The sequence below is a fragment of the Streptococcus sp. Marseille-Q6488 genome (assembly GCF_946902925.1).
In the GTDB taxonomy this organism is placed as follows: domain Bacteria; phylum Bacillota; class Bacilli; order Lactobacillales; family Streptococcaceae; genus Streptococcus.
The window spans coordinates 40,985-63,188 of record NZ_CAMPPZ010000009.1 but is presented as its reverse complement, the minus strand read 5'-3'; the positions used below and the strand labels follow the sequence as shown (position 1 = coordinate 63,188).

Below are 22,204 nucleotides of genomic sequence, written 5' to 3'. Positions count from 1 at the left end.
GGTACCTCTTCTTAACAAAGTTCAATAGTAACAATTAATATTTTAAACAATATATCAAACATCAATAACTAGAATACTTGCATCATCCTTCTTTCCATAGATTGGATCAATAGCAGAAGAATTAAATCTCATCTTAATTAACTCTTCAAAAGTCTTATTTTGATTATTTTGATAGAATTCATAAAAGCCATCGCTCATTAAAACAATTTGTTCACTAGTAACATCTATTTGATTAATAATAGCATGGTCTAAAAATCTCTCATCCAACGAACCTATCCAGTACCCACTCGGTTGATTAGATAATTTTCTGATTTTTTGTAAAATAATTTTTTTATTTAAAGCACTATTTGTACCAATTGAATCTTTTATCTCATTTTTTCCTTTTTCAAATAAGTTATCTACTCTATGATCAGTTATTTCCATTTCGTTTACTAACATGACGCAGTCACCTAGCATCATATACTCCAACTTTTTTTCTGAAAGTTTAGCAAATATAAAAGCAAATGTTGGTAAGCGATAATACTCTGTTAATTCATATGAGTTTAAACCGATTTCATCTTTAACCTCGAGTAAAGCAGTTTCAAATATTTGTTTAAGAGTTTTTGATTCTTTACAATTAACCGACAAACTTTCTGATAAAATATGTACAACTTCTGAGACTGAATAACCTATCTCCTCTTTAGAATTATATAAATCTGTAGCTCCATCGATAATCCAAAAATACTGATTTTGTGAACCTACAGTATCCTCATTTTCTACAGAACTTCCTTGTATCGAACAAATTTTATTTATCTTTACCATAATACTTCAACCCTTTTAGTGTCAAAAGTAAACCAATTCCTGTCACTGTTAAGAATAGTTCCATAATCTTGTTCGAACCAGTCTTTGGTAATTTTTGTTTTACATCTACTATTTCTTTAGATTTATTAATATGATTTTCAGTTTCTCTGCCATCTCCAACTATTTTATAGTTTACTTCTTCTGTCTTATTATCTTGTTTATTGTCGCTCTTGTCATTCATTTGTCTATTATCTTTACTTGAGTTAAACTCTCCGTTCTTCTGGTTACTATCAATTACATTATTTGAATTAGATTGTTTTTCCTCTTTGTTTTTTTCTTTTTCGTTTTTATCACTTAAATTATTTGTTACAATTTTGTAAAGCCCATTCTCCGTTACAATATTGAAATTACCATCGCTATCACGTATAACAGGTTCTTTCCCATTTGCATTAGATTTGATGAATGATATATACTTACCGGATAAATTATAAAATTGGTTATTTAAAACGGTTATTTTACCCTTTGAATCCTCAATAACAATTCCTTCTTTACCACCGAATATACTATTCTCTGACACTACTAAATTATCACTAACTCGTAATAATTCAATATTTGGTTGTTCTGTTTCCTTAGAATTATTATTAATTACATTTTTTGTTACAGTAATATCTGATACTTTTCCTAAATATTCTGCACTATCTTTTGCAACTCGTATCGCTTTTGTTTTAGGATCGGCAATATTAAATATATTTTCGGCGATAACCACCTGTTTATTTAAATCTAATAGGTCTTTAGTGTTTTTATAGCTATAAGCATTTACTAAAGCTGCTCCGCTTTCTCGATAATGTACACTCTCTCCTTTAACTTTCTTATCAAAGCGATTTCCTTTGATTAATACATCAGTGAATCCTGTAAAACGTACACCTGCATACATCATGTTATCAAAATGATTATTTAAAATTTTAATATTAGAGGGGTTCTGTGTCGACAATGTTTGATAGTGTGTGCCAATTGCTGTTACTAATTCCCCAGATTTATCACTTTTGCCAAAATAGGAATTTTGAATAGTCACATTTTCAGATTTTTTCCCATCATCATTCAAGGCATAAGGAAAACCTTTTCTAGTTAATGGTTCAATCTGAATGCTCTCCTTACTTATGATTTGCCCATCCTTCATCGTTTTGGGTAAGGCTTGCCCAAGAAAACGAGAATTATCAACTAATACATTTTTCGAACCTGCAATTTGAATAGCATGCCCTTGATAACTATCCTTGAATGTTACATTTTTTATAGTTACGTTATTTGAATTCCCAATAGCAAATGCACCTGAAGAATTTATAAGTGGTAGATTTTTTGCTTTAGTTCCTTCTTCATTCAAAGCACCGTTCATATCAATAGTACCACCAGAATAACTAATATCTTCTGTTGGGCCCCATTCTACTTGCGCACCATCATCCGTAAATAAACCTGTCATAAAAACAATAGAAGGGTGATTCTTAATATTTATACCATTTAGAATGGTAGCTTTCTCATTCAATTCTAAGTGTGTATGACTTTTTAAAAAAACAATTTCTTTTACTAAATAAGTTCCTTCCGGAAAATATACATTTCCTCCACCTAGCCCTTGAGCTGCAGCATCTATTGCATCTTGAATTGCTTGTCAATCATCATTAACTCCGTCACCTATTGCTCCATAATCTTTAACATTCAAAGCTACGTCTTCGTTCAGATTAGTACTTAAAATAGTATTCACTTCCATCCCAGAGATGTTACCCATCATAGTATCATTTGTTATATCAGGTTTATTTTGATTAATACTCACTCCTCCATTATTATCAGTACTTAAACTTGAATTGTTATCAAGACTGAGAGTATCAGAATGGGGTTCCGCAGATAATGATGTAGATGTGCTACTCAACAAAGAGTTCATTTGCATATTATCTTTAGACGAAGAAGTTTCACCAACTACTTCATTAGCTAAAACACTTTGTGTTCCAATAAATAAAACCGCTAAGAGAACTGAGCAAACTCCCACCTTAGACTTACGAATAGAGAAAACCTCATTTTGTTGAAAAGATTTCATATTAGCCTCCAATTAAAAACATTATGTCCTAATTTAATATTCATATAAATTCCATGCCAGAAAATGACACCGCTGTCATTTTCTTTATAATATATTTTTAAATCAAAATTGTCAAGGAATAACACAATAAAATATCAAAACTGTGAAAGCGTGACCATTTATATATCTAACCATACTTCTAATAATTCTTTAACCTTCCATTCAAAAGTGATTACTATCTTTCTTAGCTTGAACATAAAAATATCCTATTCACTGTATTTAAAGCATGTTGACATCTCGTAAAATACTAATTTATAAATACAAGAACAAATATCTTGTCATGCAAGCATTCGCCAGGTATATTTACATGAATATCGTTCATATAGCGGATTGAAATCAAAACAATACAATATATTTCTTAAATAGATTTTCTATAAAAGCTAGATTCAAGCTCTATAAAAATAAACGCAGTTCTTCTAAAATACTGGAATAGGACATATAAATCATTGCAGACACGTGTTTTATAGATTATTTCAAAAGAATGACTAGAACATGAAAAATAGTCTCAAAACTTTGAACAATATTCTGAAAACAAAAAAGAAAGACGCGAGTTTCCACAACCTCATTCGTGGAAACTCGCGTCTTTCAAAAAATAGGGTGAATTGAAAACTAGAACAAGACACTACATTTTCTAAATGATGCCTAATAAAAATTCTAAATGCTACACCAAATTGCTCACATCTCATTTCAAACCATACAGTATATTGAAACTATAAGAGTACACCTTTGCTTCTAAAATATTGCTAGAAATTAATTTGACTATCCTGATTGATTTGTCCTGTTTTTATTTCATTTTACTATAGGACTTTCAATTGAAAACAACAGTTTTACACTCAATTAGACTTTTTAGAAACAGAATCACTATTACTTGACTGTAGTTTGTCATTTTTTTGATGAAGCTAGTACTTTTTCAGAAACTGTTTTGAAAGTCTCAATGATATAGTCCACTTCTTCATCGCTTAATTTAGTGTGAAGCGGAAGCGTAATTTCATTTTCAAAGAAGGCATAGGCCTTAGGATAATTCGCCATATCAAAGCCAAGATTCTTATAGGCTGTCAAGAGCGGAAGCGGTTTGTAGTGTACATTACTTGCAATTCCTGCTTTGGCCAATTCTTGGATGATGAGGTTGCGTTCTTCTAAGCTCGCTCCTTCTACATGGGTGATGTAGAGGTGGCGTGAAGATTCGACAGTATCAGTCTTATGTGCCAATGGATGGATACGAGAACCTGAAAAACCACGATCATAGCGGTCCACTATCTCCTTACGACGTTCTAGTAAACCAGGGTAACGATCCAATTGTACCAAACCAAGTGACGCCATGATATCAGTCATATTGCACTTGTAGGCTGGTGTGACGATATCATATTCCCATGAGCCCAGTTGCATCTTGGCAAGAGCATCCTTAGTTTGCCCGTGAAGGGAAAGGATTTGGAATTCCTTGTACATCTCTTCGTCGTCAATCGCTGGATTGGCTTTCCAAGTCGCACTTCCTCCCTCAGCAGTTGTAAAATTCTTAACGGCATGGAATGAGAAGGATGTAAAGTCAGCGATAGAACCAGCCGGTTGCCCTTTATAAGTTGATCCCAAAGCATGGGCACTATCAGAAACAATCACGATACGGTTAAAGGCCTTTTGCCACTTGCTTGAAGCGGTAAAGAGGTCACGTTTTTTCTCCACGACTTGGAACAAACGGTCATAGTCGCAAACAATCCCCGCAAGCTCAACCGGAATGATCACCTTAGTCTTTTCAGTAATGGCTTGCTCAAGCAAGTCATAGTCCATCTCAAACGTATCTGCTTGGATATCCACCATGACAGGGGTCGCTCCTACGTGAGTAATGACACTACATGAAGCTGTATAGGTCATGGCTGGAACGACAACTTCATCACCAGGTCCAACTTCCAAGACGCGCAAAATCAACTCAAGCGCGGCAGTCGCAGAGTTGAGGCAGACGGTCTTAGGCGTCTGTGTGTATTGGGACAAGCGACGCTCCAGTTCTTTTGTCTTAGGACCTGTTGTGATCCAACCAGAACGCAGGGTATCCGCTACTTCAGCAATTTCTGCTTCCGTAATATCGGGTGGTGAAAATGGAATATTGTAATTTGGCATTGATTTGCTCCTTTTATCTGTACTCATTTTCTAATGACTACTTTATTTTAGCACTTCAAACACGGTTTGAAACATGATTTTAATGTCTCCTAGGAAACTAAATTCTCGGAGATAGGCGAGGTTATAGCGCATCTTTTCAGGAAGGACGTGTTCGACATAGGCTTGGTCAACCGACAAACCTTTCTCCGTCATTTGACTGATAATAGTGTCCTCATCCTTGTAGTGAATGCTAGCTGGAGAGGTAATCCCTGCTGGCAAAAGCAAGGTTGCCATCATTTCAGGGCTATACTGCTCTGTGTAGCGTGGCACTTCAGGTCGTGTACCGACAAAAGACATCTCACCTTTAAGAACATTGACCAACTGAGGCAGTTCGTCCAAACGGACACGGCGGATAAAATTGCCAACCTTGGTAATGCGGCTATCGTTAGCAGAAGTCACCAGACTCCCTTTTTTATCCGCATCCGTCACCATGGTACGGAACTTCCAAATCTTGAAAGGTCGATTGTACTGGGTCACGCGCTCTTGCTTGTAAATTACTGGCCCCTTGCTATCCAACTTGATCCAAATGCTCAAGATGAGAAAGATGGGAGAGGTCAGAATCAGCAAGATTACGGCTAGAACCCAGTCCAAACAACGCTTGAAAATCAGCGAACCCTTCCTTTTAGAGACAAGCTGGTAGTAAGACTCAACCTCGCTTGATTTCATTTCCACGGGCAAGTCTTCCCATTTCAGCATGCTGTTTCTCCTTTGTTTTTATTATACTATTTGTCAACATTTTTCATTATACCACAAAATGGAAAAGGCGGTGAAAGAAATCTGTAATTTGAAGGATTTCCTTCTTACACTCAATGAAAATCAAAGAGTATTAGGCCATGGCCCCTGCCTGCAAGCTATACATCTTGTGGTAGGTTCCACCCAAGGCCAAAAGTTCCTCATGGGTTCCACTCTCGATAATGCGCCCCTTGTCCAATACGTAGATACAGTTGGCGTCTTGGATGGTAGAAAGGCGGTGAGCGATGGCAATGGTTGTCCGTCCCTGTCTCATCTTAGCCAGAGAAGCTTGAACCAAACTTTCTGTTTCAGAGTCAATATTGGCTGTCGCTTCATCCAAAATCAGGATTTTAGGCTGACTGGCGACTGTTCTAGCAAAGGCAAGAAGCTGACGCTGTCCAGTTGAAAAACTAGAGCCACGCTCGGAAACAGGGGAGTCGTACCCCTGAGGAAGATCCTGAATAAAGGAATCTGCATCCACGAAAGCAGCTGCAGCCTGAACCTGCTCATCACTGATGTCTTGGTACATGGCGATATTGGACTTAATGGTCCCATGATAGAGGAAGGGCTCCTGCAAGACCAGACCGATGTTTTTTCTCAACTCTTCCTGACTGTAGTTCCTGATATCCACATCATCCAAGAGAACTCGCCCTGACTGGAATTCATAAAAGCGCATGAGAACATTGATAATAGACGATTTCCCTGAACCTGTATGGCCTACAAATGCAATGGTTTCACCCTTGTTAACGGAGAAGGAAATGTCATCCAGAATCGGATGTTTTCCATCATAAGAGAAACACACATGTTCAAAACGGATATTGCCTTCTCGGATTTTGACTTGCCCATCTTTTTGAAGGGGCTCATAGATCCTATTGTCAATCAAGGCAAAGACACGGCCTGCAGAAACCATAGACGTTTGCAGGGTTGAAAAGTTTTGCGTCACTTCAATCAGAGGATCAAAGAGACGATTGATATACTGGATAAAGGCATACATGGTTCCTGCCGTTATTCCCAGATAAAGTCCACGATAGCCAAAATAGGCCATTAAAACTGCATATCCTAGGAGTTTCAGCAAACTCATGGCAGGGCGCAAAAAGAGGGTATCCAAGGCTACAGAACGGTTGGCATAAACCAAGTGTTCTTGGTTGATTTCATCAAACTCTGACTGTAGGCGCTTCTCTTGATTAAAGGCCTGGATTATTCTGATTCCCTCGATGTTTTCAGCCAGCTTGCTATTGATATCTGACAAGAGACTTCTGGTTTTCTCAATGATTTTCACTGATTTTTTCCGATAGAGATTGACCAAAAGGAAGATCAAGGGGAGAAAGAGCAAGACTAATGCAGTCAAACGAAAATCCAACACCAACATGGTATAAAGAGTTGTCAGAAAGATGAAAACTGCTGAGATAAAGCTAGATAAAATCCCCGAAAACATATCACTGATAGTCTCGGTGTCATTTGTCAAACGAGAGACGATGGAGCCTGCTGGCGTCTTGTCAAAATAAGACATGCCCAGCTTTTCCATATTGGCAAAGACATTGCGACGAATATCCCTAACGATGCTGTAGGATACCCTCGCAAAGAGAAGATTGCCGACATACTGGACCAGAGTTTGTAGGATATAAAGGCCATAGTAGGCCAGCAAAACGGTCACAGCGAGTTGGTTGAGATTGCTGAGATACTGGTCAATAAAGTGGGAAGCCACAAGGGGAATGACACTTTTGATGACCGTCGTCGCTAGGAGAAAACTGAGGGCCAAAAAGGTCAGGAGTCCATAAGGCTTGAAATAAGACATCAAGCGCTTCAATACAGTCCATTGTTCTTTCTTATTCTGCATCTTCTTCTCCCTTCATTTCCAACTGCTGAGACTGGTAGGTTTGGGCATACCAGCCATCCATAGCTAGCAAGTCTTCGTGCCTGCCTCGTTCGATAATTTGACCATTTTGCAGGACTAAAATCAAATCTGCATGGACAACCGCACTGAAGCGATGAGCCGTAATAATGGTTGTCTTGTCCTTGCGCGTCTCCTTGAGGTTGTCGATAATCGCATACTCTGTCTTGGCATCCACGGCCGACAAAGAATCATCCAAAATCAAGATATCTGGATCTAAAATCATCGCCCGACTCATGGCCAGACGCTGCTTTTGACCTCCAGAAAGACTGACTCCCTTTTCACCAATCAGCGTATCAAATCCCTGGGGCATAGCTATAATATCTTGGTAAACTTGAGCTAGCTTGGTCGCTTCCTCGACCGCTGAAAGGGGCAAGTTAGGATTGCCAAAGCGGATATTGTCTAAAATCGAAGTCGCAAAGAGGAACTGGTCCTGAGGAACATAGCCCATAAGACTACGAAGACCTGTCAGACGATAGTCACGAATATTATGACCGTTTAGGTAAATGGCTCCCTTATCCACATCGTATTCACGCAAGAGCAGTTTAATTAGAGATGTTTTCCCAGAGCCTGTTTGCCCAACCAAGCCCAATGTTTGCCCTTTTTCCAAACTAAAGTGAACATTTGTCAGTGTTTCCTCATTTTCAAAGGCAAAGCTGTCAATAGCGTACTCCAAACGCCCATTTTCGATACCATCTAAAGGAAACTCAGGGTCTTGTACAGGTGATTTCTGAGACAAAAGTTCCTCAATTCGCTGATAGGAAACCTTCCCTCGCTGAGTAATATTAAAGAGGAAGCCGATGGCCATAAGAGGCCAAACTAGCATATCCAAGTAGCTGATAAAGGTAACTAGATTCCCAACCGTGATTTGCCCTTTCTGAACCATCAAGGAGCCGACCAAGAGGGTTAAAACATAGGAGGAACCAACAAATAAGAGAACCATAGGGTCAAAGAGACTATCGTATTTCATGGTTTGTAGGTTCTTTTGAAAGGTCAATTCATTTACTGCCTGAAAGGACTTGAGCTCGTCCGCCTGATAACCGAAAGACTTGGTCACTTTAATACCTGATACAGACTCCTGTACCTTGTTATTGAGTTCAGAAAAGGCAGCCTGCGACTCTCCAAAAGCCTTATGAGTCTTTCTACCCAAACGACTGGTCGCATAAGCCATGAAAGGCAGGGGAAGAATGGCAACCAAGGTCATCTGCCATGAAATGCTAAAGAGCATGGTCATCAAGGTCACTAAAGCCGTGATAGAGGCATCCACCGCAGACATAACACCGCCCCCTGCGAGACGGGTTAAGGCATTGATATCGTTGGTTGCGTGTGCCATCAGGTCCCCCGTCCGATAGGTCTGATAAAAAGCTGGAGACATTTCTGTGAAATGCTCAAATAAGCGAGAGCGCATAATCTGTCCCAGACGGTAGGAAGTCCCAATGATATACATACGCCAAACATAGCGCAGATAGTACATCCCAAAGGCTGCAAGAAGCAAGTAAAATAGGGCAAGAAGGAGGTCCTGCTGGCTTAATTGCCCCGATGTAATGGCATCAATAACCCGCCCCATGACCATGGGGGGAATTAGATTGAGAACGGAAACCAAGACCAAGGCCACAATTCCGACTAGATAACGGCGTTTTTCTAACTTGAAAAACCACCAAAGTTTTTGAATAATGGACATAAAATCCCTTTCTGATTGCAAATGGAAACCTGAGGCCAAAACCCCAGGTTTTTCTTATTCATAAGTTACGACTGTGACCGCACCCTTGTCATACTCAGCAATAAAGATATTGGCAACATTGTCATGTCCTTGTTTGCTGAGGTTATCAAGCAACCACTCTTCGCTACGACCAATCGATTCTAAAACATCGACTTGGATCACACCGTCAGTCACAACTGGATACTTAGGATTTTCATCTCCCATTTGGACCACGATGAGTTGGCCATTTTGCTCTTGCACAGCTCGTTTGACTTGTTTCATCTGGAAAATTCCTTGGCTACGAAGTTTGAGAGCAACATCTGCCGCAGACAAACCAACTGAACGACAAGCTTCTGGGTCAATCTTCCCATTTTTGATGAGGAGAGTCGGTTTTCCATCAATCAAGTGTTTGACAAAACGAACATTGTTATTAAGCCATTTGAGGGTCAAAACCAAAATCGTCCACATCATCAAAATCACTGCGTACTGGAGAATGCTAATAGAACTATTGTAAATCACCCCACCGAGAATACCACCGAGAACATAGTTCTGAATTTGGTCTGTCGCAGAGTTAGGCGCCAGATTTCCCTTTCCTGTCACATTGATAACAAAAACAAGCGAGAAAAGACCCAAGGCCAGTTTGATTAAAATTTCCATATAGTTGAGTGTCATTTGTTTACCTCCACCAATTCAATAGCGTCTGTTTGATTGAATTCTAATTTTTCTAAAAGATACTTGTCTGGTTGGCTCCCGTTCAAAGCGCGATAGAAATTTGAACCTACCTTGATTAGCGCTCCATCAGTGGCTGCAGAAGTATTGACATAAACTTCTGATTTATCTACTCCCAAGTCTTTGGAAACAACCTCTATAAAATGAAGGGAGGTTTGAAATTGGTTATTAGAGGCTTGATTGGTCTGGTATTTTGAAATTGTCACCAAAAGCATGGCTACCAAGGTCAAGGCCAAAATCATGACCAATTCCCGAAACTTAGTCCCCTTTTTATCACGATAAGCCTTAAAAGCAAAAAAACCTGTGATAGCTAGGAGAACAATCCCAAAGCCAATCATGATGCCATTTTGCTGACTGATTTGGCTTAGCACATAGTCATATGAGTAAAATTTCATTTATTTCCACTCCCTTTCATAAAATCATTCTTCATTATAAACGAAAAAGGGTGATTTTTCAAACCATACGTTGGGGAAATAGACATATCAGACCAACTTCTCAAACTAATGACTCCAGTAGCTATTTCAAGATTCTGATTTTGATAATTGATAAGAATAGACACTAGGAATTATCACTACAAAGAAAAGTGTCAAGAAGAATACCCAGTAAACATATAGTTGCACAAAGGAATTTAGAAACAATAACAATCCTCCTAATACCCAAATTTTTCCAGCTAGGCGATGCGTTTTTCTCCAGTTTTCATCATTTTCCAAGGTCCACGGTAGTCGAATACCGATTATATAATTTCGGTGTGTTTTTGGTAGATAATTTCCAATTACGATCATCACGACTCCCATAAAAATCTGAGCTAGTAGCCCACTCATCATGGAATAACCCAAAGATTCTCCGAAGATAGAAATCATTAATAGACAAGATACAAAAGGAATAATCCAGTAAATCAAAACTTGTATTTTTGAACTGATATTGCTAGATTTAGGATCCTTAATCATTAAAAATAGAAGCAACCAATGCATCAAAAGCATGAGAGTCGGTAATCCAAAGATAGCAGACATTTTATGATTGTAGCCATCTGCTTGACCCAGTAGATTAAAATGAGTGGGTATCTCCTCTGGTAATTGATTCCAGAAAACACAACCTACAAGGGAAGGTAGTAGGATGAGAATGCTCGTAAATAATACCAATTTCTTATTGATTTTTATCTTCATCAAAATGATCTCCTTTCAGATCTGCTAACCAAACCATTATATCCTCTAAAACCGATGTATTTAACTCATAATAAATAAAGTTTTTTTCTTTCATTTCATGAATCAAATCCGCTGCTTTCAAAATCGTGAGATGGTGTGAAATCGTTGCACCTGTCAACTCGAAATAACTGGCAATTTCTCCTGCAGATAATCTGCCTGCTTTGAGTAAATTCAAAATCTCTCTCCTAACTGGATGAGATAAGGCTTTAAAACTATTTGCAAAACTCATAATGACTCCTTTCCCTTTGTAATATTAGTAGGGCTAGGAATAAGCAAGGTAGAACTGATAGCATTCCGGTCGGTGATGGGCCTAAAATCAAGAGGCTTGAAACTTTTTCTCCTGGTAATTGGAAGAGTAACCCAATACCTGCAGTTGCATTGATTGCCCCATGAAATAGGGCAGAAGCCCAGATAGAACCTGTCTTTTCCAACAACCAGCTCAACAATATTCCTAGGCTAAAACAAGATAGAAACATAGCAACAACTCCCAAAACGGGATAAGCAAAATAAGTAAGGCCATAATTATATCCTTGCAAATTGATTGGTAAATGCCATAGACTCCAAATGAGAGCAAGTAAGACATGAGTCTGGACTAGTGAAAAGCGTTCTCTTAGCACTGGGTAAAGATAGCCACGCCAACCAATTTCCTCTCCCAATGCAAAGAAACTATTAAGAAAAGGAGCGTAGGTCAAACTAGATAGGATTTGAATCAAAGCCAAGAAAGATAAGGGAATGGCTGATTGAAGGACTCCTTTTTCTTGTAAAATAGCTTGAATAGATTCAAAACCAAGGCTGAAATTACTAGGGAATACAAGAAAATAAAGTCCCGCTCCTAAAAAACTGATGACTGCTGGTAACCAGATAGCTAGTAAGTAAAAGCTCCAGTTCCTCTTGAGATTCACGACTAATTTAGATTTGATTCCACTAGGTTGATTCGTGATTTTCCCTAAAATAAAGACTGCAAGTGCAGGCATCCACATAGCTACAATACTAGCAAGTTGACTCCATGGAGAATTTAGACCAACACCACTTAACCATAGTGCCAACCATATTATCCAAGCAAGGGCATAAGCCAAGACCACAAAAAGAAGGATTGTTCTCTTATTTGACATATATGTAACTTCACTTTCTATTTAGATGTTTTTCTAAATAACATTATACACCTTTCTATTCTAAACACAAGAGCTATTTAGATTTTTTTCTAAATAGTTTAGGGAATTTTTATTTTCTCAGGATAAAGTCTAAAGAGTAATTTTTCAAACCATACGTTGGGGAAATAAACCTTTTTTTGGTATAATAAAATCTATAATCTGAATGAAAAAGGTAACTTTATGAAACTTATCTCATGGAATATTGATTCCCTCAACGCTGCCCTAACTAGTGACTCAGCTCGTGCCAAATTGTCCCAAGAAGTACTACAAACCTTGGTCGCTGAAAATGCTGATATCATTGCTATCCAAGAAACCAAGCTTTCTGCCAAGGGGCCTACAAAGAAACACTTGGAAATTTTAGAAGAACTCTTCCCAGGCTACGCAAACACGTGGCGCTCTTCTCAAGAGCCTGCCCGCAAAGGCTATGCTGGAACCATGTTCCTCTATAAGAAAGAACTTACACCCACTGTCACTTTCCCAGAAATCGGTGCCCCTTCTACCATGGACTTGGAAGGCCGCATCATCACTCTAGAATTTGATAAATTTTTCGTTACCCAAGTTTACACACCAAACGCTGGTGATGGCCTCAAACGCTTGGAAGAACGCCAAGTCTGGGATGTCAAATATGCGGAGTATTTGGCTGAACTAGACAAAGAAAAACCAGTCCTTGCAACCGGTGACTACAACGTGGCCCACAATGAGATCGACCTTGCAAATCCTGCTAGCAACCGCCATTCACCTGGATTTACCGACGAGGAACGTGCTGGATTTACCAACCTTTTAGCAACTGGATTTACGGATACCTTCCGCCACATTCACGGCAATGTTCCAGAACGCTACACTTGGTGGGCACAACGAAGCAAGACTTCTAAAATCAACAATACAGGCTGGAGAATCGACTACTGGCTGACAAGCAACCGCGTGGCTGACAAGGTGACCAAGTCTGATATGATTGACTCCGGTGCGCGCCAAGACCACACACCCATTGTCTTGGAGATTGAACTCTAAGGAGAAAACGAATGGACTATCAAGCTGTCATTCCTGAATTTGTAGTATCTGACATCGAAAAATCACGCCACTTCTACTGCGACCTGCTAGGATTCTCTGTCGAATACGAGCGTCCAGAGGAGAAATTTCTCTTCCTCTCGCTTGAAGACTGCCAACTTATGCTAGAAGAAGGCAGCGCAGAAGAATTAGCTCAGCTGACCTATCCTTTCGGGCGCGGTGTTAATATTTCCTTTGGCATTGCAGATGTCCCTCAGCTCCACCAAAAACTGTTGGAAGCTGACTATCCTATCCATCGTCCGCTGACCAAAAGAGAATTTCGAGTGGGAGATAGCTTTATTTACCCTCACGAATTTGCGATTTTGGATCCAGATGGTTATTTTTTAAGATTTAGCGAGTAGAATAATAAAGATTGGGAAAAAGTCTTTAAAGTTAGAAAAAGGCATATTGTCAAGTCTTGAAAAATCTTGATAATATGCCTTTTATGATGGAAAAACCTTCTAAATGTTAGCTAATAAGTTATTTTTTCCCCATTTTTATTATATTTGTTCGTTTTTAAAACCAAAACACTAACAAAACAGTTGATTTCTAAAGTTATTTAGTGTAAAATAAAAACATTGGCTCAAGCCTATTTTAAATTAAATATCGTTTTACTTGTTTATGTCGTGAATTGGCACGACGTTTCTACAAGGTGCCGGAACACCTAACAATAAGTAAGTCAGAGTGAGGTATGGTCGTTTTTTCCATGCCTATTTTGGGGACTTACTTAGAGATTAAGTAGGTCTTTTTTGAATATTTTTAATATTTCCCTTAATTAGTGCGGACGGGAGCAACTTCCTTCGGAATTTCATCCCTAATTTTTGAGCCAAAAGTCTCAAAAATCCCGTCATAGACAATAACAAGATTATTGTCTATGCTACCACTACGGCGGGAAATATTTGATAAAACTCGCTTCGCTCGTACTAGTTTTATCAAATACATAGTACTAGCAAACCGGATCACTATAGAAACATTTAACCAACAAGTAAACTGGCTTTTAGACTTTAGGAGGTCTTATGAAATTATTAGAAGAGCGCATCCTCAAGGATGGGCATATCTTGGGTGACAACATCCTCAAGGTGGATTCCTTTTTAACCCACCAAGTTGACTTTAGCTTGATGCGAGAAATCGGTAAGGTCTTTGCGGAAAAATTTGCTGCTACTGGAATTACCAAAGTCGTGACCATTGAAGCGTCAGGCATTGCCCCAGCCATTTTTACAGCTGAAGCCTTAAACGTTCCCATGATTTTCGCTAAAAAAGCTAAAAACATCACTATGAACGAAGGTATCTTAACTGCCGAAGTTTACTCCTTTACCAAGCAGGTGACCAGCACCGTTTCTATCGCTGGAAAATTCCTCTCACCAGAGGACAAGGTTTTGATTATCGACGACTTCCTTGCTAACGGCCAAGCTGCTAAAGGCTTGATTCAAATCATCGAACAAGCTGGTGCCACAGTCGAAGCTATCGGTATTGTGATTGAAAAATCCTTCCAAGATGGCCGTGATTTGCTTGAAAAAGCAGGCTATCCTGTCCTATCACTCGCTCGTTTGGATCGTTTTGAAAATGGTCAGGTCGTATTTAAGGAGGCAGATCTCTAATGCAAACTCAAGAAAAACATTCGCAAGCAGCCGTTCTTGGCTTGCAGCACTTACTAGCCATGTACTCAGGATCCATCCTGGTTCCCATCATGATTGCGACAGCCCTTGGCTATTCAGCTGAGCAGTTGACCTACCTGATTTCCACAGATATCTTCATGTGTGGGGTGGCAACCTTCCTCCAACTCCAACTCAACAAATACTTTGGTATTGGACTACCAGTCGTTCTCGGCGTTGCCTTCCAATCTGTCGCTCCCTTGATTATGATTGGGCAAAGCCATGGTAGTGGCGCTATGTTTGGTGCCCTTATCGCATCAGGGATTTACGTGGTTCTTGTTTCAGGTATCTTCTCAAAAGTGGCCAATCTCTTCCCATCTATCGTAACAGGATCTGTTATTACCACGATTGGTTTAACCTTGATTCCTGTCGCTATTGGAAATATGGGAAATAATGTTCCAGAGCCAACTGGTCAAAGTCTCTTGCTTGCAGCTATCACTGTTCTGATTATCCTCTTGATTAACATCTTTACCAAAGGATTTATCAAGTCTATCTCTATTTTGATTGGTTTGGTTGTTGGAACTGCCATTGCTGCTAGCATGGGTTTGGTTGACTTCTCTCCTGTTGCAGCAGCACCACTTGTCCATGTCCCAACTCCCCTCTACTTTGGGATGCCAACCTTTGAAATCTCATCCGTTGTCATGATGTGTATCATCGCAACGGTGTCTATGGTTGAGTCGACTGGTGTTTATCTAGCCTTGTCTGATATCACAAAAGATCCAATCGACAGCACGCGCCTGCGCAACGGTTACCGCGCAGAAGGTTTGGCCGTACTTCTCGGAGGAATCTTTAACACCTTCCCTTACACAGGATTTTCACAAAACGTTGGGTTGGTTAAATTATCAGGTATCAAGACTCGCCTGCCAATCTACTACGCAGCTGGTTTCCTGGTTCTCCTTGGACTCCTTCCTAAGTTTGGTGCCCTTGCTCAAATCATTCCGAGCCCTGTCCTCGGTGGTGCCATGCTGGTGATGTTTGGTTTTGTATCGATTCAAGGGATGCAAATCCTCGCTCGTGTTGACTTTGCTAACAATGAACATAACTTCCTTATCGCAGCTGTTTCAATCGCTGCAGGTGTCGGTCTAAATAACAGCAATCTCTTTGTCAGCATGCCGACAGCCTTCCAAATGTTCTTCTCAAACGGAATCGTCGTAGCCAGCCTACTCGCCATTGTACTCAATGCCGTATTAAATCATAAAAAGAAATAAGAAAAAGAGGTGCGAGCCTCTTTTTTAGTTATCTATATCCCCACCTGTCTATCTTCTGATCGTTGGCCTGTGACAAACATGGTGAAGGTTGCCTTGCAGACATTTCTGCCTTCTTGATTGGTAATATCCACATCCACGACACAGGTTGTGCGACCTTGATGGACGCATTCTCCTTTAATGGTCAACACGTCGTCGAGTTTTCCTGCCTTAAGGTAGTTGATGGAAGACTGGAGTGTCACTCCATCTAAGCCAAGTGAAATCACCACAAGACCACTGATTTGGTCACAAAGGGTAAAGAGATAGCCACCATGGGCATTGCCATAGTAGTTGAGCGACGAGTTCACTACTTTTGTCGTCACCACAACGTGACCATCTCTCATTTGTTCAATTTCGTAATTTTCAAAGGCAGATATAGCGTCAAAATGAAAATCTTTCATCGTTTCCTCCTGATATTTCAAACGACACTATGATACTACTTTTTATAGGACTGTGCAAGGAGAATGCTCCTAGTCTGGTAAAATTCCGACCTGCTCCACAAAGCGCATAAAGGCTGCCTGTCCTTGTTCTGTCTGCTTGTAGACTCCTGCATCCTCAAGGACACGCGCAAAGATAGCACCAACAGAGTCCTTGACGATTTCAAGGGCTTTTTCTTTTTCCGCTAGATCTGGATGTTGGACTTTGAGTTGGTCTGCCCATTCCTGATGATAATCGGCAACTGTAACAGCTTCTCCTACAAGATAGCTAGCAACTTGCTCCACTTCTTCTTTCAGACGTGGTGGCAGGATTGCCAAGCCCATGACCTCAATCAAGCCGATATTTTCCTTCTTGATATGTTGGACATCCTTGTGAGGATGATAGATGCCATCAGGATGTTCTGCAGAAGTCTGATTGTCCCTCAAGACCAAGTCCAACTCAAACTGACCGTCGCGCTTACGGGCTATAGGTGTGATGGTGTGATGCGGTGTCCCGTCTGTCTCTGCCAAAATCTGCACACTAGGATCTGAATACTGACGCCATTCCTGCAAAATCTTGTCAGCCAAGTTGATCAAATCCTCTTTGGAATCCGAAGTCAAACGCAACACTGACATGGGCCACTTGACAATCCCAGCCTTAACCTGCTCAAAACCAGCAAAATAGAAAGTCTTTTGCAAGGGAGCTAATTCCATAGGAAATACGTGACGGCCTCCCTGATAATGATCATGAGTTAGAATAGAGCCCCCCACAATCGGCAGGTCGGCATTAGAGCCAGCAAAATAGCCTGGAAACTGTTCTACGATAGCCAGCAGACGTTCAAAGCTCTGACGACTAATGGCCATGGGACGATGCTGACCGTCTAAGAAAATACAGTGCTCATTAAAGTAGGCATAAGGTGAATACTGGAAACCCCACTCCTGAGTAGCCATTTTAAAACGGATAATACGGTGGTTACTGCGAGCTGGGTGGTTACTGCGAGCTGGGTGGTTAACTAGACCATGGTAGCCCTCATTCTCTAGACAAAGCTGACACTGGGGATAATTGCTAGCTTGCACCAACTTGGCTGCCGCAATCTCCTTAGGATCCTTTTCAGGCTTAGAGAGGTTGATGGTTATTTCTAGATCTCCGTAGTCAGATGGTACTCTGTAGGCGATATTTTTAGCAATGGCCTTGAGTTTGATGTAGTCATTCTTCTGACTGAGTTGGTAAAAATCCTCTATCGCTTGCTCAGGAGAGTGGGCATAGGTTGCCCAAAAGTCACGATTGACCTGACTCGGACAAGGAGTCACCAAATCCATCAGTTCAGCACCAAGGATTTCACGCGCAGTCTGACTATCCTCAATCGTCTCTAATCGAACGGCTTCCTCAACCAGCTGGTCCTTGAGGTCAATCACTTTATCCAGATTGGTCTCAACTTCCAAAACACCATCTCCCACTCGTGCCAAGACACGATTGGTCAGGTAGATTCGATCCATTTCCTCAAATGAACTTTCAGAAATAATATGTGTTACAAATTTATCTACTAAGGTCACTATAGAGCCTCCTTTTGACTAGTCAAGGACGCGAGTGCCACCTGCAACTTCAGCGATATAGAAGCTTGGAGCGTATCCAACTACTTCCTCGTAGTGTTTGCCTACAGCTTCCTTAAAGGTCTCAACAGCATCATTTTGCACTAAAGCAATGGCACATCCGCCAAAACCTGCCCCTGTCATACGAGCACCGAGAACACCTTCTTGTCCCCAAGCTGTGTGAACAAGAGTATCCAATTCCAAGCCAGTTACTTCATAGTCATGTTCTAGAGAAACGTGTGACGCATTCATCAAACGACCAAATGTTTCCAAATCTCCTGCTTGGAGGGCTGCTTGAGCTCTGAGGGTACGTTGATTTTCAAGCATTGCATGACGAGCACGTTTCAAACGATTTTCATCTTTAATCAGATAGCTGTATTGGTCAAAGGCCCACTCATCCAATTCACCCAAGGTATGAATATCTAAAGCAACTTGCAATTCTTCCACTGCTTTTTCACATTCAGCACGGCGTTCATTATATTTAGAATCCGCCAATTCACGACGTTTATTGGTGTTCATAATAACAACGACATTGTCCTTCAAATCAAGTGGCACCAAGTCGTATTCTAAAGTATTGGTATCTAGGTAAATTGCACGTTGATCAGCCCCCATACCGATAGCAAACTGGTCCATGATACCAGAGTTGACTCCGATAAAGTTATTTTCTGTTTGTTTTCCGATTTTAACCAAATCGAGACGCTCTAATTTTAAATCAAAGAGATGCTCTGCCACGACTCCTGTCAAGAGTTCAAGGGATGCTGAAGAAGACAAACCAGCACCATTTGGGATATTCCCATAAACATAAAAATCAAAACCTTTATCAATCACGTGCCCAGCTTCTTGCAAGAAATGAAGAACTCCTTTTGGATAATTGGTCCAGTTGTGCTCTTTTTCAAACTTGAGGTCAGCTAAAGGTACTTCGATAATGCCCTTGTCCTCAAAGTTAGCTGAGTAGAAACGCAAGACTTGATCATCACGTTTGCGAGCTGCCCCGTATGTTCCCAAGGAAATAGCAGCAGGAAAAACGTGCCCACCGTTGTAGTCTGTGTGCTCACCAATCAAGTTGATACGGCCTGGTGAAAAGAAGGTTTGGTCTGCTTCTTGACCAAAAACAGCAAGAAAGTCTTTTCGAAGGGCTTCTGCAGTAAGATGTTGTGTCATATGAATTCTCCTTTGACTGTCCGTTAAGTCACCTTAACGTGTAATCGTTTTCTTCTATTGTATCCAAGGGATTTCCCAAGGTCAATCCTTTTTACTAAAATTTTACTAAACTATCAGTAAAAAGCAGAAAAATATGATATACTAACCTTAAAGAAGGAGGATTTATGGCTACTTTAAAAGACATTGCACAGCTAGCCTCTGTCTCTATCGCAACCGTATCCCGCGTCCTCAACCGCGACCAGAGTCTATCTGTTACAGAAGAAACCAGACACCGTATTTTAACTGTTGCTGAAGAGTTGGGCTACACTAAGCACCTCAAGACAGGCGAGTCCCACAAGCCCAAGCAAAAGATTGCTATTATCCAATGGGTCAGCGAACAAGGAGAGCTGGACGACCTCTACTACTACCAGATTCGCCTAGGCATAGAAAAAAGAGCCCAAGAACTGGACTATGATATTTTGCGCTATTTTAATGACCATCCTTTTACCCTAAGCGAGGAAGTCATCGGGATTCTCTGCATCGGAAAGTTTAGCCGAGCTCAGATTTCTGCCTTTGAAGAATACCAAAAGCCTCTTGTCTTTCTAGACAGTGATACTCTTTCACTAGGACATACCTGCATTATTACGGACTTTTACACTGCCATGAAACAGGTTGTCGATTATTTCCTCAGTCAAGGGATAGACCGTATAGGAATTCTAACAGGTATTGAGGAAACAACTGACCAAGAAGAAATCATTGAGGATAAGCGACTGGAAAATTTCAGAAACTACAGTCAAGCGAAGGGAATTTATCATGATGAACTGGTCTTTCAAGGAAGCTTTACTGCCCAGTCTGGCTATGACTTGATGAAGGAGGCTATTCAGAGTTTGGGAGACCAACTGCCACCAGCATTTTTTGCAGCTAGCGATAGTTTAGCTATCGGTGCCCTCCGTGCCCTCCAAGAAGCTGGAATCAGCCTGCCAGACCGCGTCAGCCTTATTTCCTTTAACGATACTAGTCTGACCAAGCAAGTCTATCCTCCCCTCTCCAGCATCACCGTCTATACCGAAGAAATGGGCCGAGCAGGTATGGATATTCTTAACAAAGAAGTACTCCACGGTCGCAAAATCCCTAGCCTGACCATGCTGGGTACCAGACTGACTTTAAGAGAGAGTACTCTGCCATAACTCCACAAATTAAACATGACAAAAAATCCTAATAGAGAGTCTCACATCTCCATTAGGATTTTCTTTTTTAATCCATCACAATCATAGACTTAATGGTCTTACGTTCATCCATATCTTTGTAGGCTTGGTCGATATCTTCCAGTTTATAACTTGAAGTAAAGACGCGACCTGGATTGATATCACCATCAAGGACGGCTTTTAGTAAAAATTGCTTATCGTATGTTGTAGCAGAAGCTGCCCCACCTGCTACAGAGATATTTTGCATAAATGTCGAACCAAGAGCACGATTATTATAGTGTGGGACTCCTACAAATCCCATACGCCCTCCATTATGGAGAACACCTAGCGCCTGTTCTACAGCAGCCTCCGTACCAACACATTCAAGTGCTGCGTCCGCTCCGCCACCGAGGATTTCACGCACCTTGGTAATTCCTTCTTGACCGCGTTCAGCTACAACAGCTGTCGCACCTGACTCCAGAGCCATCTTTTGACGATCTTCATGACGGCTCATAAGAATAATTTGCGATGCTCCACGCATTTTAGCTGCGATGACAGCACATTGACCAACAGCCCCATCACCGATAACCACAACCTTATCCCCTTTTTGAACATTTGCAACACGCGCCGCATGATAGCCTGTTGGCATGACATCAGCAAGGGTCAAGAGGGACTTTAGCATACCTTCTGTGTAGTCAGAAGGTTGACCAGGGATTTTAACCAGCGCCCAGTTTGCATAGTGGAAACGGATATATTCCGCCTGAAAATCGCCCCCCAAGTTATTACCAATATGATTGTCGCAAGAACCGTCAAAGCCAGCAAGACAGGCATCACACTCACCACATCCATGGGTAAAAGGGACGATGACAAAGTCACCTGGTTTCACCGTCGTAATGGCTTCCCCAGTTTCTTCGACAATCCCAATCGCTTCGTGTCCACTATTTTTGTGTCCAGCTTTCGTTTCTGGATTACGGTACCTCCATAAATCTGAACCACAAACGCACGCACGAACCACACGAATAATCACATCATCCGCTTCTATTATTTGCGGACGTTCAATGCTAGCAAGTCCAACCTGACCTGCCTTTGTATATACTGCTGATTTCATTTAAAATTTTCCTTCCTTATAAAGTTTAATTTTGAGATTTAAACGATTTAAAGCTGTCTGTAGCTGAGACAAGCGCTCCTCTAATTTTTGCTTTTCCTCTTCTAAAATACCAAGCCTCTCCTCTCTCGTTTCATCTCCCTTTTGGTAGAGCGACATATAGTCAACTAAACTATCTACAGAGACACCCGCCGAACGAAAACACTTAATAAATTCCAGCGCTTCGATATCCTGATCTTGAAAATCACGAATCCCAGTAGCAGTACGAGTAATCGGTGGCACAAGACCAACCCGTTCATAATACCGAATCGTATCCGCTGAAATTCCCAACAAATCACTGGCAGATTTAATATTCACACGCTAACCTCCTCTCAT

21 protein-coding genes, 1 pseudogene and 1 riboswitch are annotated in these 22,204 nt (G+C 40.8%); of the genes and pseudogenes, 5 read left to right on the top strand and 17 right to left on the bottom strand.

Going from position 1 to position 22,204, the window contains the following annotated elements; translation table 11 throughout:
- Positions 1 to 54 precede the first annotated feature (54 nt).
- From OVN23_RS04855 to OVN23_RS04805, 12 genes and pseudogenes are all read right to left on the bottom strand, one after another.
- Positions 55 to 801, bottom strand: coding sequence for a protein phosphatase 2C domain-containing protein (locus OVN23_RS04855; RefSeq protein WP_084675176.1), 747 nt, complete (start codon positions 799 to 801; stop codon positions 55 to 57).
- The gene (locus OVN23_RS10405) at positions 785 to 1,021 is read right to left on the bottom strand and encodes a hypothetical protein (protein ID WP_413777634.1); all 237 of its coding nucleotides are present in this window, start codon (positions 1,019 to 1,021) and stop codon (positions 785 to 787) included. The genes OVN23_RS04855 and OVN23_RS10405 overlap by 17 nt, the downstream gene beginning before the upstream one ends.
- A gap of 53 nt (positions 1,022 to 1,074) precedes the next feature.
- A pseudogene (locus OVN23_RS04850) lies at positions 1,075 to 2,863 on the bottom strand (glycosyl hydrolase family 28-related protein).
- A gap of 921 nt (positions 2,864 to 3,784) precedes the next feature.
- Positions 3,785 to 5,011 (bottom strand): DegT/DnrJ/EryC1/StrS family aminotransferase, encoded by a 1,227-nt coding sequence (locus tag OVN23_RS04845; protein ID WP_173213121.1) that lies wholly within the window; start codon positions 5,009 to 5,011, stop codon positions 3,785 to 3,787.
- Positions 5,012 to 5,053: 42 nt separating this feature from the next.
- Positions 5,054 to 5,746: a sugar transferase gene (locus OVN23_RS04840; protein ID WP_267240709.1), complete on the bottom strand. Its 693-nt coding sequence runs from the start codon at positions 5,744 to 5,746 to the stop codon at positions 5,054 to 5,056.
- Positions 5,747 to 5,876: 130 nt separating this feature from the next.
- Entirely contained in the window at positions 5,877 to 7,619 is a 1,743-nt protein-coding gene (locus OVN23_RS04835) for an ABC transporter ATP-binding protein (protein WP_267240708.1), read from the bottom strand.
- Entirely contained in the window at positions 7,609 to 9,354 is a 1,746-nt protein-coding gene (locus OVN23_RS04830) for an ABC transporter ATP-binding protein (RefSeq protein ID WP_267240707.1), read from the bottom strand. Before OVN23_RS04830 ends, OVN23_RS04835 begins: the two co-directional genes overlap by 11 nt.
- Before the next feature lie 54 nt (positions 9,355 to 9,408).
- On the bottom strand, positions 9,409 to 10,044 hold the full coding sequence (locus OVN23_RS04825; protein ID WP_267240706.1) for a DUF421 domain-containing protein: 636 nt from the start codon (positions 10,042 to 10,044) through the stop codon (positions 9,409 to 9,411).
- A complete protein-coding gene (locus tag OVN23_RS04820; protein ID WP_061439772.1) occupies positions 10,041 to 10,496 on the bottom strand; it encodes a DUF3290 family protein in 456 nt (151 codons plus the stop codon). The genes OVN23_RS04825 and OVN23_RS04820 overlap by 4 nt, the downstream gene beginning before the upstream one ends.
- A 126-nt stretch (positions 10,497 to 10,622) precedes the next feature.
- The gene (locus OVN23_RS04815) at positions 10,623 to 11,264 is read right to left on the bottom strand and encodes an SdpI family protein (RefSeq protein WP_164226056.1); all 642 of its coding nucleotides are present in this window, start codon (positions 11,262 to 11,264) and stop codon (positions 10,623 to 10,625) included.
- On the bottom strand, positions 11,245 to 11,532 hold the full coding sequence (locus OVN23_RS04810; protein ID WP_000006511.1) for an autorepressor SdpR family transcription factor: 288 nt from the start codon (positions 11,530 to 11,532) through the stop codon (positions 11,245 to 11,247). The genes OVN23_RS04815 and OVN23_RS04810 overlap by 20 nt, the downstream gene beginning before the upstream one ends.
- A complete protein-coding gene (locus OVN23_RS04805) occupies positions 11,516 to 12,415 on the bottom strand; it encodes a CPBP family intramembrane glutamic endopeptidase (protein ID WP_267240705.1) in 900 nt (299 codons plus the stop codon). Before OVN23_RS04805 ends, OVN23_RS04810 begins: the two co-directional genes overlap by 17 nt.
- 219 nt (positions 12,416 to 12,634) lie before the next feature.
- Between OVN23_RS04805 and OVN23_RS04800 the strand changes: the two genes are divergently transcribed.
- The 4 genes from OVN23_RS04800 to OVN23_RS04785 all read left to right on the top strand — a co-directional run bounded on the left by OVN23_RS04800 (position 12,635) and on the right by OVN23_RS04785 (position 16,358).
- Positions 12,635 to 13,462 (top strand): exodeoxyribonuclease III, encoded by an 828-nt coding sequence (locus OVN23_RS04800; RefSeq protein ID WP_164226054.1) that lies wholly within the window; start codon positions 12,635 to 12,637, stop codon positions 13,460 to 13,462.
- Between the two features lie 11 nt (positions 13,463 to 13,473).
- Complete coding sequence (locus OVN23_RS04795) at positions 13,474 to 13,860, top strand: bleomycin resistance protein (protein WP_000386216.1); 387 nt, start codon at positions 13,474 to 13,476, stop codon at positions 13,858 to 13,860.
- A gap of 233 nt (positions 13,861 to 14,093) precedes the next feature.
- Positions 14,094 to 14,189: riboswitch (purine riboswitch) on the top strand.
- 325 nt (positions 14,190 to 14,514) lie between these two features.
- Complete coding sequence (locus OVN23_RS04790) at positions 14,515 to 15,096, top strand: xanthine phosphoribosyltransferase (RefSeq protein WP_125419985.1); 582 nt, start codon at positions 14,515 to 14,517, stop codon at positions 15,094 to 15,096.
- Complete coding sequence (locus OVN23_RS04785) at positions 15,096 to 16,358, top strand: nucleobase:cation symporter-2 family protein (RefSeq protein WP_164226053.1); 1,263 nt, start codon at positions 15,096 to 15,098, stop codon at positions 16,356 to 16,358. Before OVN23_RS04790 ends, OVN23_RS04785 begins: the two co-directional genes overlap by 1 nt.
- A gap of 32 nt (positions 16,359 to 16,390) precedes the next feature.
- Here the strand turns inward: OVN23_RS04785 and OVN23_RS04780 are convergent, their stop codons facing one another.
- From OVN23_RS04780 to OVN23_RS04770, 3 genes are all read right to left on the bottom strand, one after another.
- Complete coding sequence (locus tag OVN23_RS04780; RefSeq protein WP_164226052.1) at positions 16,391 to 16,795, bottom strand: PaaI family thioesterase; 405 nt, start codon at positions 16,793 to 16,795, stop codon at positions 16,391 to 16,393.
- A 69-nt stretch (positions 16,796 to 16,864) separates the two neighbouring features.
- Positions 16,865 to 18,364, bottom strand: coding sequence for a UDP-glucose--hexose-1-phosphate uridylyltransferase (locus tag OVN23_RS04775; protein ID WP_164226051.1), 1,500 nt, complete (start codon positions 18,362 to 18,364; stop codon positions 16,865 to 16,867).
- Between the two features lie 18 nt (positions 18,365 to 18,382).
- Positions 18,383 to 19,561, bottom strand: coding sequence for a galactokinase (locus OVN23_RS04770; protein WP_164226050.1), 1,179 nt, complete (start codon positions 19,559 to 19,561; stop codon positions 18,383 to 18,385).
- 164 nt (positions 19,562 to 19,725) lie between these two features.
- Here OVN23_RS04770 and galR point away from each other — a divergent pair, with 164 nt between their 5' ends.
- Positions 19,726 to 20,727 carry a DNA-binding transcriptional regulator GalR gene (gene galR / locus OVN23_RS04765; protein ID WP_164226049.1) on the top strand — a complete coding sequence of 334 codons (1,002 nt, stop codon included), beginning with the start codon at positions 19,726 to 19,728 and terminating at the stop codon, positions 20,725 to 20,727.
- 67 nt (positions 20,728 to 20,794) lie between these two features.
- Here galR and OVN23_RS04760 read toward each other — a convergent pair whose 3' ends face one another.
- Complete coding sequence (locus OVN23_RS04760; protein ID WP_164226048.1) at positions 20,795 to 21,832, bottom strand: zinc-binding dehydrogenase; 1,038 nt, start codon at positions 21,830 to 21,832, stop codon at positions 20,795 to 20,797.
- Positions 21,833 to 22,186: a stress response transcriptional regulator NmlR gene (gene nmlR, locus OVN23_RS04755; protein WP_001022629.1), complete on the bottom strand. Its 354-nt coding sequence runs from the start codon at positions 22,184 to 22,186 to the stop codon at positions 21,833 to 21,835.
- Positions 22,187 to 22,204: the final 18 nt, after the last annotated feature.

Bases quoted from the DNA above. Each gene is read 5' to 3' on its own strand.
- OVN23_RS04815 (WP_164226056.1), bottom strand. From the start codon at position 11,264: ATGAAGATAAAAATCAATAAGAAATTGGTATTATTTACGAGCATTCTC.
- OVN23_RS04845 (WP_173213121.1), bottom strand. From the start codon at position 5,011: ATGCCAAATTACAATATTCCATTTTCACCACCCGATATTACGGAAGCA.
- galR (WP_164226049.1), top strand. From the start codon at position 19,726: ATGGCTACTTTAAAAGACATTGCACAGCTAGCCTCTGTCTCTATCGCA.
- OVN23_RS04805 (WP_267240705.1), bottom strand. From the start codon at position 12,415: ATGTCAAATAAGAGAACAATCCTTCTTTTTGTGGTCTTGGCTTATGCC.
- OVN23_RS04790 (WP_125419985.1), top strand. From the start codon at position 14,515: ATGAAATTATTAGAAGAGCGCATCCTCAAGGATGGGCATATCTTGGGT.
- OVN23_RS04825 (WP_267240706.1), bottom strand. From the start codon at position 10,044: ATGACACTCAACTATATGGAAATTTTAATCAAACTGGCCTTGGGTCTT.
- OVN23_RS04830 (WP_267240707.1), bottom strand. From the start codon at position 9,354: ATGTCCATTATTCAAAAACTTTGGTGGTTTTTCAAGTTAGAAAAACGC.
- OVN23_RS10405 (WP_413777634.1), bottom strand. From the start codon at position 1,021: ATGAATGACAAGAGCGACAATAAACAAGATAATAAGACAGAAGAAGTA.
- OVN23_RS04855 (WP_084675176.1), bottom strand. From the start codon at position 801: ATGGTAAAGATAAATAAAATTTGTTCGATACAAGGAAGTTCTGTAGAA.
- OVN23_RS04785 (WP_164226053.1), top strand. From the start codon at position 15,096: ATGCAAACTCAAGAAAAACATTCGCAAGCAGCCGTTCTTGGCTTGCAG.
- OVN23_RS04780 (WP_164226052.1), bottom strand. From the start codon at position 16,795: ATGAAAGATTTTCATTTTGACGCTATATCTGCCTTTGAAAATTACGAA.
- OVN23_RS04770 (WP_164226050.1), bottom strand. From the start codon at position 19,561: ATGACACAACATCTTACTGCAGAAGCCCTTCGAAAAGACTTTCTTGCT.
- OVN23_RS04795 (WP_000386216.1), top strand. From the start codon at position 13,474: ATGGACTATCAAGCTGTCATTCCTGAATTTGTAGTATCTGACATCGAA.
- OVN23_RS04760 (WP_164226048.1), bottom strand. From the start codon at position 21,832: ATGAAATCAGCAGTATATACAAAGGCAGGTCAGGTTGGACTTGCTAGC.
- OVN23_RS04835 (WP_267240708.1), bottom strand. From the start codon at position 7,619: ATGCAGAATAAGAAAGAACAATGGACTGTATTGAAGCGCTTGATGTCT.
- OVN23_RS04840 (WP_267240709.1), bottom strand. From the start codon at position 5,746: ATGCTGAAATGGGAAGACTTGCCCGTGGAAATGAAATCAAGCGAGGTT.
- OVN23_RS04820 (WP_061439772.1), bottom strand. From the start codon at position 10,496: ATGAAATTTTACTCATATGACTATGTGCTAAGCCAAATCAGTCAGCAA.
- OVN23_RS04800 (WP_164226054.1), top strand. From the start codon at position 12,635: ATGAAACTTATCTCATGGAATATTGATTCCCTCAACGCTGCCCTAACT.
- OVN23_RS04810 (WP_000006511.1), bottom strand. From the start codon at position 11,532: ATGAGTTTTGCAAATAGTTTTAAAGCCTTATCTCATCCAGTTAGGAGA.